This window comes from Arthrobacter sp. LAR12-1-1.1 (genome assembly GCF_040676555.1).
Classification (GTDB): domain Bacteria; phylum Actinomycetota; class Actinomycetes; order Actinomycetales; family Micrococcaceae; genus Arthrobacter.
Map to the genome: position 1 here is coordinate 539,211 of NZ_JBEGIG010000001.1, position 14,332 is coordinate 553,542.

Consider the following 14,332-nt stretch of genomic DNA (forward strand, 5'->3'; position numbering starts at 1 on the left):
ATGCCGGGAGGGCCATAAGGACCCCATATGAAGTTTTCGGACGGGCGTCCTAGGAATCGGCGCCCGTGCTGAACCGCATGAGCAGGCCGAGGGCGATGATCACGACCCCCCAGGTGATGCCCAGGACGACCGTGAACCGGTTGAGGTTGCGTTCGGCGACCCCGGAGGAGCTCAGGCCCGAACTCATTCCGCCGCCGAACATGTCGGACAGGCCGCCTCCGCGTCCCTTATGGAGCAAGATGAGCAACGTCAGCAGGAGGCTGGTGATGCCCAGGAGAACCTGCAGAATGACATGAAGAACGTCCACGACGGCCTTTCAGAAGAATTGGATTACGGGGGTCAGGCTGTGTCCGGACTAATCCGTCAACAGGTGACTCTCGAACCTGACAATATTAGCAAACTCGGCAGCGTCCAGGCTGGCACCGCCGACCAGCAAGCCGTCGACGTCGCGTTCCTTCAGGATCGAGGCCGCGTTGTTGGCCTTGACCGAGCCGCCGTAGAGCAGCCGGGTCTTGGCGGCAACGTCGGCTCCGAAGAGGGTGGACAGTTCGGCACGGATGGCTGCGCACATTTCCTGAGCGTCCTCCGGGCCGGCAACTTCGCCGGTGCCGATGGCCCAGACGGGCTCGTAGGCGACAACGAGCTCGGCAGCCTGTTCCGGAGTGAGTCCTTCGACGCCGGCGCGGAGCTGGGCGAGCGTGTGGTCCACATGGGTGCCGGCCTGCCGGATCTCGAGGCCTTCGCCGACACACAGGACGGGGGTGATGCCGTGCCGGAAGGCGGCTTTGGTCTTGGCGTTGAGCACGGTGTCGGACTCGTTGTGGATGGTGCGGCGTTCGCTGTGGCCGACCAGTGCGTAACTGCAGCCGAGCTTGGCCAGGAACTGCCCGGAAATATCGCCCGTGTAAGCGCCGGAGTCGAACTGGGAGAGGTCCTGGCCGCCGTAGACGACGGCGAGCTCGTCGCCCTGGACAAGGGTCTGGACACCGCGGAGATCCGTGAACGGCGGGAAGACGGCGACCTCCACCCGGCTGTAGTCGTGCTTGGCGTCGGACAGGGTCCACGCAAGTTTCTGCAGGAGGGTGATGCCCTGGACGTGGTCCATGTTCATCTTCCAGTTGCCGGCGATGAAGGGCTTGCGGTCGAATTTACCGTTGGTTGACGTGGTCACGTGATCTCCAAGAGTGCTTGTTGTATGAGAGCAGCCGGCAGGGTGCCCGGTTCCTTGCGGAGGGCACCCTGCCGGCTTGATGGGCTGGCGGCCGGCGCTGTCAGGTCGCCAGGCGGCCGCCGCTGCTTCTAGCGGTCAGTGCTTCTAGCGGTCAGTGCGCTTCTAACGGTCCAGGACGCTCAGTCCGGGGAGTTCCTTGCCTTCAAGGTACTCCAGGCTTGCGCCGCCGCCGGTGGAAATGTGGCCGAACTGGTCATCGGCGAAGCCGAGGGTCCGGACCGCCGCCGCGGAGTCGCCGCCGCCAACTACCGTGAACGCGTCCGTCTCGGTCAGCGCCTGGGCGATGGCCCGGGTGCCGCCGGCGAAGGCCGCGAATTCGAACACGCCCATGGGACCGTTCCAGAACACCGTCTTGGCGCCCTTGATCCGTTCCGCGAAAGCCGCTGCCGATACCGGCCCGATGTCCAGCCCGATGCCCTGGGCTCCGAAGCTGCTCGACTCGATGGCGTCGGCTGCGACGGTCTCGTGCTCGGCGTCGGCGGCGAACTTGGCCGCCACCACAACATCAGTGGGCACGACGAACTCGGTACCGGCGTCCGCGGCCCGCTTCAGGTAGTCCTGCACGACCGGGATCTGGTCCTCTTCGAGCAGGCTGGCCGCGACCTTGTGGCCCGCGGCGGCGAGGAAGGTGAACAGCATGCCGCCGCCCACCAGGATCGTGTCAGCCTTGCCGAGGAGGTTGTCGATGACAGCGAGCTTGTCGGAGACCTTGGAGCCGCCGAGGACCACGACGTAGGGCCGCTGGGTGTCGGTGGTGAGCTTGCGCAGCACCTCGACCTCCGTGCGGACGAGGTCGCCCTGGTAGGACGGCAGCCGCGTGGCGACGTCGTACACGCTGGCGTGCTTGCGGTGCACGGCACCGAAGGCATCATCGACGAAGGCGCCGTTGTCACCGGTGAGGGCGACCAGCTCGTCGGCGAAGGCTCCGCGTTCGGCGTCAGCCTTGGAGGTCTCGCGCGCGTCGAAGCGCACGTTCTCCAGGACCAGCGCTTCGCCGTCCTGCAGCGCGGCGGATAGCTCCTTGGCCGACCCGCCGACAGTGTCGCCGGCGAGTGCGACCTTGAACCCGGCAAGCTCGGCCAGCCGCGTGGCTGCGGGCTTGAGTGAGTACTTCTCCTCCGGGGCGCCCTTGGGGCGGCCCAGGTGTGCTGTGACCAGCACTCGGGCACCGGCGTCCGTGAGCTTCGCCAGCACTGGCAGGGAGGCCTTGATGCGGCCGTCGTCAGTCACTGTAGAGCCGTCGAGCGGCACGTTCAGGTCACTTCTGACCAGAACGTACCGCCCGCGGACACCATCAGCGATCAGTTCGTTGAGGGTGTGGAATGTCATGAGTCTTACCCTAGCCCAGCTTGGACGCGACAAGCTCCGTGAGGTCCACGAGGCGGTTGGAGTAGCCCCATTCATTGTCATACCAGGACACAACCTTGACCTGGTCGCCGATCACCTTGGTCAGGCCCGAATCGAAGATGGACGACGCCGGGTCACCAACGATGTCCGAGGAGACGATCGGCTCGTCGGTGTAGGTCAGCAGGCCCCTGAGCTCGTCGGTCTCGGATGCTGCCTTGAGGGCGGCGTTGACTTCAGCGACGGTGGTCTCGCGGGACACCGTGACGGTCAGGTCCGTGGCGGAGCCGGTGGGGACGGGCACGCGGATGGCGTAGCCGTCGAGCTTGCCCTTGAGCTCCGGCAGGACCAGTCCGATTGCCTTGGCGGCACCGGTGGAGGTGGGCACCATGTTGATGGCAGCGGCGCGGGCGCGGCGGAGGTCCTTGTGCGGGCCGTCCTGCAGGTTCTGGTCGGCAGTGTAGGCGTGGATGGTGGTCATCAGGCCACGCTCGATGCCGAAGGCGTCGTTGATGACCTTGGCCAGCGGGCCGAGGCAATTGGTGGTGCAGGAGGCGTTGGAGATGATGTGGTGCGTGGCGCTGTCGTACAGGCCGTCGTTGACGCCCATCACGATCGTGATGTCCTCATCCGACGCGGGGGCGGAGATCAGGACCTTCTTGGCGCCGGCGTCGATGTGCTTCTGCGCATCGGCGGCCTTCGTGAAGAAACCGGTGGACTCGATGACGATGTCGACGCCGAGCTCGCCCCAGGGCAGCTTCGCGGGATCGCGTTCGGCAAGGACCTTGATGATGTTGCCGTCGACGACGATGTTGCCGTCCTTGACCTCAATGGTTTCGGCCAGCCGGCCGCCCACGGAGTCGTACTTGAAGAGGTGAGCGAGGGCTTCCGGGCTGGTGAGGTCGTTGACCGCAACGATCTCAAGATCTGCGCCCTGTGCGAGGGCGGCGCGGAAGTAGTTGCGGCCGATACGGCCAAAGCCGTTGATGCCAATACGGGTCGTCACGTTTTCAGTCTCCTTGGTGCTCTTGCGAGCACGACTAGTTGAGAAGGCGTTCAAGCCAACTAACAGATCCCGCACGCCATTGGGCAGAGATAATTACCAGATCGGAGGGCGACCAGCCACATTGCTGAAGGCTAACCGCCTTCCGTGATCCATCTTACGTTTAACCGGGACTGCCCCCGCAAGTGCAGGGGCAGTCCGTCCACATTTCGGGCCGAACGGCCCGTAATGTGAGGTTTGTTACAAACGGAAGTCGATCCCGTCACCCCTTACAGGGTAATGAGACCCGTCGCGTTCTTGCGGGCGGCGTCGAAGCGCTTGGCGACGTCGGCCCAGTTCACGATGTTCCAGAAGGCCTTGACGTAGTCGGCCTTGACGTTGACGTAGTCCAGGTAGAAGGCGTGCTCCCACATGTCCAGCATCAGCAGCGGGGTGGTGCCGAGTGCGACGTTGCCCTGCTGATCGTAGAGCTGCTCGATCACGAGGTTGCCGCCGATGGGCTCGTACGCCAGGAAGCCCCAGCCGGAGCCCTGCAGGCCCAGCGCCGCTGCGCTGAACTGGGCACGGAACGCGTCGAACGAGCCGAAGGCGTCGTCGATGGCCGCAGCGAGCTCACCCTCGGGCTTGTCGCCACCGTCCGGGGAGAGGTTCTTCCAGAAGACGGAGTGGTTGATGTGGCCGCCGGTGTGGAACGCGAGGTCCTTGGAGAGGCGGTTGATGTTGGCGAAGTCGCCCTTTTCGCGCGCCTCGGCCAGCTGGGCGAGGGCGTTGTTGGCGCCGGTCACATAGGCGGCGTGGTGCTTGCTGTGGTGCAGCTCCATGATCTTCGCGGAGATGTGCGGTTCCAGCGCTGCGTAGTCATAGTCGAGCTCTGGCAGTACGTACTCGGTCACAAAATCCTCCAATGTCGTGGACGGGTTGTCCGGTTTGGTAACTCTCGGATTGTGCATCCGGATGCGGGGCATCCGGAAGATTTGCGGTGGGATCCAACGGCAACAACCCGCCGCGGTTCCCGGGTATTTCCATTCCCGGTATTTTCCTGCTGTTGATTCTAGGGGCGGGCTAGTCGTCGAGCATTTCCGGCGTCACATTGGCTTCCGTGCCCGGGATGCCGAGATCCTGGGCCCGCTTGTCCGCCATGGCCAAAAGCCGGCGGATCCGGCCGGCAATGGCGTCCTTGGTCATGATTGGGTCGGCCAGGCGGCCAAGCTCATCCAGGCTGGCCTGCTTGTGCGCGACCCGCAGCTCACCGGCGTACTTGAGGTGGTCCGGGACGTCGTCACCCAGGATTTCGAGGGCGCGGTCCACGCGGGCACCCGCGGCGACGGCGGCCTGCGCTGAACGGCGCAGGTTGGCGTCGTCGAAGTTGGCGAGCCGGTTGGCCGTGGCGCGGACTTCCTTGCGCATGCGGCGTTCCTCCCAGACCATGAGCGCATCGTGGGCGCCCATGCGGGTCAGCAGCGCGGCGATCGTGTCGCCGTCGCGGATCACCACACGGTCCACTCCCCTGACCTCGCGGGCCTTGGCCTGGATGCCGAGGCGGCGGGCGGCGCCGACGAGGGCCAGTGCCGATTCGGGGCCGGGGCACGTGACTTCCATGGCCGAGGAGCGGCCGGGCTCGGTCAGTGAGCCGTGCGCCAGGAAGGCGCCGCGCCAGACAGCCTCCGCGTCCGCGGCGGAGCCGTTCACCACTACGGACGGAAGGCCCCGCACGGGGCGCCCGCGGGCGTCCAGGAGTCCGGTCTGGCGGGCCAGGGCCTCACCGTCGCGCACCACGCGCACCACGTAGCGGCTGCCGCGGCGCAGGCCGCCGCCCGAGACGACGATGATCTCGCTCTGGTGGCCGTATACCTCGGCGATTGCCGCGCGCAGCCGCCGGGCGGTCGAGGCGAGGTCGACTTCGGCCTCGATCACAATCCGGCCCGAGATGATGTGCAGCCCGCCGGCGAAGCGGAGCATGGCCGATACCTCGGCCTTGCGGACCGAGGACTTCTTTATATCCAGACGGGAAAGTTCTTCCTTGACTGATGCTGTCAGTGCCATGGCACCTTTCCTAACTGTTCCCGAAAATATCGTGGTACGCCGTCGCCAGCCGCAACGGATCGTGGACCGGACGGCGACCAGACGCCCCCACTTTACCCAAGACCACCTCGGCACCGAGCATTCCTGCCGCCGCCTCGAAGTCGGGCAGGTCCTGGACCGATGCCGGGTCGGCCAGGATGACGTCGATCGTGAACTCCGGCGCGTACTCGCGCAGCACCCGGAGGTGGTCGGCGGCGGTCATGCCGGCGGTCTCTTTGGTGTCCGTGGCGAGGTTCATCGTCAGGCAGCGGCGGGCGGCCGTGTTACAGAGGGCCTCACGCATTTCGGGCAGCAGCAGGTGCGGCAGTACGGACGTGTACCAGGAGCCCGGCCCGAGGATCACCCAGTCGGCCAGCTCGATCGCCGTCAGTGCCTCCATGCATGCGGGAGCGTTCTCGGGCAGCAGCCTGACATGCTGCAGGTTCCCTGCCACCGCGCACTTGGCCTGCCCGGTGAGGGTCTGCAGTGCCGTGGTGCCGTCCGGGGCGGTGACCCTGACCTGGCCCTCGATGGTCAGCGGGATGCTGGACATCGGCAGGACCTCGCCGCGGGCGCCGAGCAGGGCACCGGCCCACTTGAGGCCGGCAACGGTGTCGCCCAGGAGCTCCCAGAGCGTGACGATCAGGAGGTTGCCCATGGCGTGCTCATCGAGGGACCCGCCGCGGCCCTTGCCGGGGGCGAAACGGTGCTGCATGACATCGCGCCACGTCCGGCCCCAGTCGGTGTCGTCGCACAGCGCGGACAGGGCCATGCGGAGGTCGCCCGGCGGCAGGACGCCGTACTCTTCACGGAGCCGGCCGGAGGATCCGCCGTCGTCCGCGACTGTGACGATCGCGGTGAGCTCGGAGGTCAGCAGGCGCAGGGCAGACAGCGAGGCGGAGAGGCCGTGGCCGCCGCCGAGCGCGACGACGGAGGGGCCTTTGTCCTGCTGGCTGGCGAATGCCGCGCTGGCGGGCGGGACAAGGGGCAGCGGGCCGGTCAGCAGCGCCATTACTCGCGGCCCAGGTCCCGGTGCGTCGTGGTCACGGTGACGCGCGGATATTGCGCCAGCCGCCGTGAAAGCTCGACGGCAACCGCCACGGAGCGGTGTTTGCCGCCGGTGCAGCCCACGGCGATGGTGGCGTAGTGCTTGTTCTCCCGCCGGTACCCGTCCAGGACCGGTTCGAGGGCCAGGACATAGCGTTCCACGAATTCGCTGACGCCCTGCGCCTCCAGCACGTAGTCGCTGACGTCCTGGTCCAGCCCGGTGTGCGGGCGCAACTGCGGCACCCAGTGCGGGTTGGGGATGAAGCGGGCATCGGCCACGAAGTTGGCATCCACCGGCAGCCCGTACTTGAAGCCAAAGCTCATGACGTTCAGCCGCAGCGCCACCGGCCCGGTCTCGCTGAAAAGTTCCGTGATGGCGGTGGCGAGACCGTGGACGTTGAGCGAGGACGTGTCCAGGACGATGTCGGCGGTGTCCTTCAGGTCACGGACAAGCTCGCGTTCGGCCGCGATGCCGTCGAGGATCCGGCCGCCGCCCTGAAGCGGGTGGGGCCTGCGGCCCTGCTCGAAGCGGCGCACCAGGACGTCGTCGCTGGCGTCGAGGAACAGCACGCGGAAGCTCACGCCGGTGGCTTCCAGGGCGCGGAGGGCCGCGCGCATGTCGACGAAGAGTTCCTTGCTCCGGACGTCCATCACGACGGCGAGCTTGGACATCGAATGCGGTGTCCGCGACACGAGCTCGGCGAGCGTGCCGAGCATCTGCGGCGGCAGGTTTTCCACGACGTACCAGCCATGGTCCTCAAGGGCGTCCGAGGCGGTGCTCCGGCCGGCTCCCGACATTCCGGTCACTACGAGCAGTTCCGCCTCGACGGGTTTAACGGGCGTCATGCCGTCCGCATCCGTCTCGGATCCTGCCGTCGACTCTGCCATCAGTGAAGCCCCATCTCTGCCTGTGCGATTTGCTGTTCCGATCAGGTTCGCGCCCATGGCCGCGGTGATGCCGCGGCCATGGCGTTACCCAAGTCTTTACCCTAGCTAAGTTTGGCGGCGCTAGCTAAGCGTCGAGGATTTCACCGGTGGTCATGTTGACGGCAGGAACCGTGGCGGCCTCCTCGCCGCCGTCGGCATTGAAGTGCCGGACGATTGCGGCGGCCAGGGACGGACCGATCCCCTTGGCGCCGGTGAGTTCTTCCTGCGTCGCAGCCTTGATGCCCTTCACGGAGCCGAATTCGGCCAGGAGGGCCTTGCGTTTGGACTCACCCAGCCCGGGCACGCTGTCCAGCGCGGAAACTGTCATGGCCTTGCCGCGTTTTTGCCGGTGGAAGGTGATGGCGAAGCGGTGGGCCTCGTCGCGGATCCGCTGCAGCAGGTACAGGCCGGCGGAGGCGCGCGGCAGGATCACCGGGAAGTCGCTCTCCGGCAGCCACACTTCTTCGAGCCGTTTGGCCAGGCCGACCACATACACGTCCTCGATCCCCAGCTCCGCCAGCGCCCGGGCGGCGGCGTTGACCTGCGGTTTGCCGCCGTCGACGACGACGAGGTTGGGCGGGTAAGCGAACTTGCTCCGCGGCGCCGGCGTCGTGGAGTCAGCGACCGCCGCGGCGGTTGCCGCGTCCAGCGCGGCCTGGTGCGCCGGTTTGGCCGCGGCCGCTGCCTGCTCGGATTTCTCCTGCAGATAGTGCCGGAACCGGCGGGTGAGCACGTCATGCATGGCCGCCGTGTCGTCGGTGGCGGCGGCTCCGGTTACGGCGAACTTCCGGTACTCGGACTTCTTCGGCAGGCCGTCCTCCACCACCACCATGGAGCCGACCACGTTGGTGCCCTGGACGTGCGAGATGTCGAAGCACTCGATCCGCAGCAGCGCCACGGGAAGCTCGAGGGCTTCCTGGATCTCCTGAAGGGCCTGGGAGCGCATGGTAAGGTCGCCGGCGCGCCGGGACTTGTGGAGCTTGAGCGCGTGCTCGGCGTTTTCACGGACCGTGGACATGAGCGCGGCCTTGTCTCCGCGTTGGGGCACCCGGACGTCCACCCGGGCCCCGCGCAGGCCGCTGAGCCATTGCGTGAGCTCCGTGGCGTTGCTGGGTTCGGTGGGCACCAGGACCTCGCGGGGCAACCTGCCCTGCAGCCCGGCTTCCTCGCCGTAGACCTGCTGGAGCAGGTGTTCGACCAGTTCCGGGGTGGTGGAGTCCTCGACTTTTTCCACGACCCAGCCGCGCTGGCCGCGGATCCGGCCGCCGCGGACGTGGAAGACCTGGACGGCGGCTTCGAGCTCGTCTTCGTGCAGGGCGAAGACGTCGGCGTCCGTGCCCTCGGCGAGGACAACGGCGTTGCGTTCGAAGACCTTCTTCAGCGCCACGATGTCGTCCCGGAGCCGGGCCGCGCGTTCGTAGTCGAGCTCGGCAACTGCCGCGGCCATCTCCCGTTCCAGCCGGTTGACGAACGGCTTGGCTTCGCCGCCCATGAAGGTACAGAAGTCCTCGGCAAGAGCGCGGTGGTCCTCGGCGGAGATCCGGCCGACGCAGGGCGCGGAACATTTGTCGATGTAGCCGAGCAGGCAGGGCCGGCCGCTGGCTTCGGCGCGCTTCAGCACCCCGGGACTGCAGCTCCGTACCGGGAACACGCGCAGCAGGGTGTCCATGGTGTCCCGGATCGCCCCGGCGGTGTACGGGCCGAAATACCGGGTCCCCTTGCGACGGTCGCCGCGCAGCACCTGGACGCGCGGGTACTTCTCCCCCATCGTGACGGCCAGGTACGGGTAGGTTTTGTCGTCCCGGAACATCACGTTGAAGCGGGGCGTGAATTCCTTGATCCAGGTGTATTCCAGCTGCAGCGACTCGAGCTCGCTGCCCACTACGGTCCATTCGACGCTGCTGGCCGTATGCACCATCGCGTAGGTCTTAGGCATGAGCCCGGCGGGGTTGGCGAAGTACGTATTCAGCCGGGAACGGAGGTTCTTGGCCTTTCCGACGTAGATGACCCGGCCGTGCGGATCGCGGAAGCGGTACACGCCCGGATTGGTCGGAATTTCACCCGTCTGGGGTCGGTAACTCGCTGGATCTGCCACACATCCAGTCTACTGAGCCGCCGGCGGTGCCGAGGCACCTGCCCTGCGGAGAGCAGGATGGCGTGCGCTATTCGGCCGACTTGCTCTGGTTGTAGCTCGTGGAGCGTTCCTGGCCGCTCAGGTCCGCGATTGCGTCCATGATGCGGTCCGTGACCTGGCGGCGGGCCGGCAGGGAGTGGTCCGGGCCGGTCTTGTCGAAGTACAGCGGCTCGCCCACCTTCATGGTGAAGTGCTGCGGTTTGACGGACTTGCTGTCCGCGGGCTGCAGGTGTTCAGTGCCGATCAGGCCCACCGGGACCACCGGCGCGCCCGTGGTGAGGGCCAGCCAGCCGACGCCGGTGCGGCCGCGGTACAGGATCCCGTCGCGGGAGCGCGTCCCTTCGGGATAGATGCCCACGCCCTTGCCGGAGTCGAGGATGTCCAGCAGCGTCTTCAGTGCCTGCACGCTCGCCGCCTGCTCGCCGCGTTCCACCGGAATGGAGCCCACAGCCTCGAAGAAGGACTTCATGACCTTGCCCTTGACGCCGCCGGTGGTGAAGTATTCCGCCTTCGCGAAGAACGCCACGGGCCGAGGCATCAGGGCCTGGACGATCACGCTGTCCAGGAAGGAGAGATGGTTCGGGGCCACGATGAACGGTCCGTCCTTGGGCACGTTTTCCAGACCAATAACCGTGGGGCGGCACGTGGAGGATATGAGCCCGCGGGTGGTCCAGCGGATTGCGTCAAACATTGCCATCGGTGTGCACCTCGTTCAGGGCTGTGATCCCCGGGCGTTCGGAGAGTCTGTTGATCGTCGCGTGAAGCGCCGTGGTGTTGTGCACGATCTCGATGGCACCAGCCGTGTGCAGTTCGCCGTCGGGCGCAAAACCCCAGCCTACGCCGATGCAGTCCAGTCCGTTCGCAGCGGCCCCGGCCACGTCCTGCGCCCGGTCCCCCACCATCACGGCACGGCCCGCCGCCGTAGGGCCGGCCACCGCCAGGTCCGAGAGCGCGGCAGCGACAATCCCGGCCTTGCCTTCGGGGACGGTCTCTTCGGGGACAGAGGCCGATCCCGGGCCGGCGGCGGCCTCGTCGGCAGCGGAGCCCCGGATGCTGTGGAAGAGCCCGGCGATGCCGTGGTGCGCCAGGACGGTGCGGGCAAGCCCTTCGGGCTTCTGGGTGGCGACGGCGATGGGGCGGCCCGCGGCCACAAAGTCCTCGAGCAGTTCCCGGATCCCCGGGTACAGCCGGCTCTGCGCGATTCCGGTGGAAACGTAGTGCGCGCGATAGATGCGGATTGCGTCTTCGAGCAGCGCGGCCGGAACCCCGGCGATTTCGGTGAGGGAATGGCTCAGCTTGGGTCCGATCATGGCGTCCATCCGGGACTTGCCCGGAACCGGCAGGCCAAGCTCGGTGAGGGCCGCGGCGATTCCGTCCGTAATCCCTCCGGCTGGATCGACAAGAGTGCCGTCAAGGTCGAAGATTACGGGCACTGTTGTATGCGTCACCGGCTTAGTTTCTCACGAGTGTGCGGATGCCAGAAATTCGCATACTCCTTCAGGAATACGTCAGGCGATACATCAGCCGATTGCATCAGGTGAATGCATTCCCGTGCGGGCGGGGACACGTGCGGCGACAGTATGTCCTTGCCGCCCCGCCCGCCCGCGCGTGTCCCCGGCGGCAGATGGTCAGGCCAGAAGCTCGGCGAGGAAGGCGGCCGTGTGGCTTTCGCTCGATTTGGCCACCTGCTCCGGCGTGCCGGAGGCGATCACCCGGCCGCCGCCCGAACCGCCGTCGGGGCCAAGGTCCACGATCCAGTCCGCGCTCTTGATGACATCGAGGTTGTGCTCGATCGTGATCACGGTGTTGCCCTTCTCCACGAGGCCCTGCAGCACCATGAGGAGCTTGCGGATGTCCTCGAAGTGCAGGCCTGTGGTGGGTTCGTCCAGGACATAGACGCTGCGGCCGTTTGAGCGTTTCTGGAGCTCGGCCGCGAGCTTCACGCGCTGGGCCTCACCGCCGGAGAGCGTGGTGGCAGGCTGGCCCAGCCGGACGTAGCCAAGGCCGACGTCGACGAGCGTGTTGAGGTGCCGCGCGATCGGTGAGAAGGCCGCGAAGAATTCGGCCCCCTCCTCGATGGGCATGTTCAGCACGTCCGCGATGGTCTTGCCCTTGTAGTGGACCTCCAGGGTTTCGCGGTTGTACCGTGCGCCGTGGCAGACCTCGCAGGGGACGTAGACGTCCGGCAGGAAGTTCATCTCGATCTTCAGGGTGCCGTCGCCGGAGCAGGCCTCGCAGCGGCCGCCCTTGACGTTGAAGGAGAACCGGCCCGGCAGGTAGCCGCGGACCTTGGCCTCGGTGGTCTCGGCGAAGAGCTTCCGGATGTGGTCGAACACGCCGGTGTAGGTGGCCGGGTTCGAGCGCGGGGTGCGTCCGATGGGGCTCTGGTCGACGTGCACCACTTTGTCCAGGTGCTCGAGGCCCTGGACGGACTTGTGCCGGCCGGCCACTTGCTTGGCGCCGTTGAGCTTGTTGGCAAGCACTTTGTAGAGGATCTCGTTGACCAGGGTGGACTTGCCCGAGCCGCTGACGCCGGTGACGGCGGTGAAGAGGCCCAGCGGGAAGCTGGCATCGATGTTGAGGAGGTTGTTCTCCTTGGCCCCGACCACCTTGAGCTCGCGCTTCTTGTCGTATTTGCGCCGCTTTTTGGGGATCTCGATTTTCTTCCGGCCCGAGAGGTAGTCGCCGGTGAGCGAATCCGTGTTTTCCAGCAGCGCCTGGTAGGAGCCGGAGTGGACCACCATGCCGCCGTGCTCGCCGGCGCCCGGTCCGATGTCCACCACCCAGTCGGCCTCTTGGATGGTGTCCTCGTCATGCTCCACCACGATCAGGGTGTTGCCGAGATCCCGGAGCCGGGTGAGGGTTTCGATCAGGCGGCGGTTGTCCCGCTGGTGCAGGCCGATCGAGGGCTCGTCAAGGACGTAGAGCACGCCCACGAGGCCGGAGCCGATCTGGGTGGCCAGCCGGATGCGCTGGGCCTCGCCGCCGGACAGGGTGCCGGAGGGCCGTTCCAGGTTCAGGTACTCCAGTCCGACGTCGAGGAGGAAGGTCAGCCGTGCCTGGATTTCCTTGAGGACCTGGTGGGCGATCTGGGCTTCGCGGCCGGTGAGGACGAGGTTGTCAAGGAAGCCTGCACATTCACGCATGGGCAGTGCGGCGACCTCGGCGATTGACTTGCCGTTGATCAGCACCGAGAGGGACGCAGGATTCAACCGTGCGCCGTTGCAGGCCGGGCACGGGACCTGGCGCATGTACTCCTCGTAGCGGTCGCGCGCAGAGTCCGAATCGGTCTCACCATGCTTGCGGTGGACGTACTGCACCACGCCCTCAAAGCCGGTGCTGTACTTGCGTTCCCGGCCGAAGCGGTTGCGGTATTGCACCACCACTTTGTGGTCCTTGCCGTGCAGGACCGTCTGCCGGACGTCGGTGTCGAGCTTCTCCCACGCCGTCGTCATGGAGAAGCCGAGCTCGTCCGCGAGGCCGGCCAGCAGCCGGTTCCAGTACTCCGTGGTGGCGGTGCCCAGAGACCACGGCGCGATGGCCCCCTCGGAGAGCGAGAGCTCCGTGTTGGGGATGAGGAGTTCCTCGTCGACTTCGAGCTTGGTGCCGATGCCGCTGCACGCGCTGCAGGCGCCGAACGGGTTGTTGAACGAGAAGGAGCGGGGCTCGATCTCGTCGATCGCCAGGGGGTGCTCGTTGGGGCAGGCAAGGTGTTCGGAGAAGGCCCTGATCCGCTCGGGGTCGTCCGCTTCGAGGTCGACGAATTCGGCCAGGATGCGGCCCTCCGCCAGCCCGAGGGCGGTTTCGACGGAGTCGGTCAGGCGCTGGCTGATGCCTTCCTTGACCACGAGGCGGTCAACCACCACTTCAATGGTGTGCTTGAACTGCTTGCCCAGCTTCGGCGGATCGCTCAGGTGGACGAGCTCGCCGTCCACACGGGCCCGCGAGTAGCCCTTGGCGGTGAGTTCCTTGAAGAGGTCGACGAACTCGCCCTTGCGGCCGCGGACCACGGGTGCCAGCACCTGGAAGCGCGTGCCGTCCGGGAGCTCGAGCAGCTGGTCCACGATCTGCTGCGGGGTCTGCTTGGTCACAGGCTCCCCGCAGACGGGGCAATGCGGCCGGCCCACACGGGCCCAGAGCAGGCGCATGTAGTCGTAGATCTCGGTGATGGTGCCCACGGTGGAGCGCGGGTTCTTGCTCGTGGACTTCTGGTCGATGGACACCGCCGGCGAGAGGCCCTCGATGAAGTCGACGTCGGGCTTGTCCACCTGGCCCAGGAACTGCCGGGCATAGGCGGAGAGCGATTCGACGTAGCGGCGCTGGCCCTCGGCGAAGATGGTGTCGAACGCCAGGGAGGACTTGCCGGAGCCGGACAGGCCGGTGAACACGATCATGGCATCGCGGGGCAGGTCCAGGTCCACGTTGCGCAGGTTGTGCTCGCGGGCGCCCTTAACGACCAGGCGCGTCATGTCCGGACGTTTCATCACGGGGCGGGACGGGGCGGCATCCCGGGCTGCCAGCGGTTCGATGGCGGACTGGACTTCAACGGCTGGATCTTCAGCTACGGCTTTAGGCACGAATCTAA

General features: G+C 66.6%; 12 protein-coding genes. All 12 read right to left on the reverse strand.

The window, feature by feature from the left end; all coding sequences use genetic code 11:
• Positions 1 to 49: 49 nt before the first annotated feature.
• Entirely contained in the window at positions 50 to 307 is a 258-nt protein-coding gene (gene secG / locus MRBLAR12_RS02520; protein WP_229992637.1) for a preprotein translocase subunit SecG, read from the reverse strand.
• A 48-nt stretch (positions 308 to 355) separates the two neighbouring features.
• Complete coding sequence (gene tpiA, locus MRBLAR12_RS02525) at positions 356 to 1,171, reverse strand: triose-phosphate isomerase (RefSeq protein ID WP_090577747.1); 816 nt, start codon at positions 1,169 to 1,171, stop codon at positions 356 to 358.
• A 162-nt stretch (positions 1,172 to 1,333) separates the two neighbouring features.
• Positions 1,334 to 2,560, reverse strand: a complete 1,227-nt coding sequence (locus MRBLAR12_RS02530; protein ID WP_364743297.1) for a phosphoglycerate kinase — start codon at positions 2,558 to 2,560, stop codon at positions 1,334 to 1,336.
• 10 nt (positions 2,561 to 2,570) lie between these two features.
• Positions 2,571 to 3,581, reverse strand: coding sequence for a type I glyceraldehyde-3-phosphate dehydrogenase (gene gap / locus MRBLAR12_RS02535; protein ID WP_091561639.1), 1,011 nt, complete (start codon positions 3,579 to 3,581; stop codon positions 2,571 to 2,573).
• Between the two features lie 266 nt (positions 3,582 to 3,847).
• Positions 3,848 to 4,471 carry a superoxide dismutase gene (locus MRBLAR12_RS02540; protein ID WP_090956088.1) on the reverse strand — a complete coding sequence of 208 codons (624 nt, stop codon included), beginning with the start codon at positions 4,469 to 4,471 and terminating at the stop codon, positions 3,848 to 3,850.
• 169 nt (positions 4,472 to 4,640) lie between these two features.
• The gene (gene whiA, locus MRBLAR12_RS02545) at positions 4,641 to 5,621 is read right to left on the reverse strand and encodes a DNA-binding protein WhiA (RefSeq protein ID WP_229992640.1); all 981 of its coding nucleotides are present in this window, start codon (positions 5,619 to 5,621) and stop codon (positions 4,641 to 4,643) included.
• A gap of 10 nt (positions 5,622 to 5,631) precedes the next feature.
• A complete protein-coding gene (locus MRBLAR12_RS02550) occupies positions 5,632 to 6,651 on the reverse strand; it encodes a gluconeogenesis factor YvcK family protein (RefSeq protein ID WP_229992641.1) in 1,020 nt (339 codons plus the stop codon).
• Positions 6,651 to 7,574: an RNase adapter RapZ gene (rapZ, locus tag MRBLAR12_RS02555; protein WP_229992642.1), complete on the reverse strand. Its 924-nt coding sequence runs from the start codon at positions 7,572 to 7,574 to the stop codon at positions 6,651 to 6,653. Before rapZ ends, MRBLAR12_RS02550 begins: the two co-directional genes overlap by 1 nt.
• 124 nt (positions 7,575 to 7,698) lie before the next feature.
• Positions 7,699 to 9,708 carry an excinuclease ABC subunit UvrC gene (uvrC, locus tag MRBLAR12_RS02560; RefSeq protein WP_229992643.1) on the reverse strand — a complete coding sequence of 670 codons (2,010 nt, stop codon included), beginning with the start codon at positions 9,706 to 9,708 and terminating at the stop codon, positions 7,699 to 7,701.
• 67 nt (positions 9,709 to 9,775) lie between these two features.
• Positions 9,776 to 10,444 carry a lysophospholipid acyltransferase family protein gene (locus MRBLAR12_RS02565; RefSeq protein WP_229992644.1) on the reverse strand — a complete coding sequence of 223 codons (669 nt, stop codon included), beginning with the start codon at positions 10,442 to 10,444 and terminating at the stop codon, positions 9,776 to 9,778.
• The gene (locus MRBLAR12_RS02570; protein WP_364743303.1) at positions 10,431 to 11,195 is read right to left on the reverse strand and encodes an HAD hydrolase-like protein; all 765 of its coding nucleotides are present in this window, start codon (positions 11,193 to 11,195) and stop codon (positions 10,431 to 10,433) included. The genes MRBLAR12_RS02565 and MRBLAR12_RS02570 overlap by 14 nt, the downstream gene beginning before the upstream one ends.
• A 180-nt stretch (positions 11,196 to 11,375) precedes the next feature.
• On the reverse strand, positions 11,376 to 14,324 hold the full coding sequence (gene uvrA, locus MRBLAR12_RS02575; RefSeq protein WP_364743306.1) for an excinuclease ABC subunit UvrA: 2,949 nt from the start codon (positions 14,322 to 14,324) through the stop codon (positions 11,376 to 11,378).
• Positions 14,325 to 14,332 lie beyond the last annotated feature (8 nt).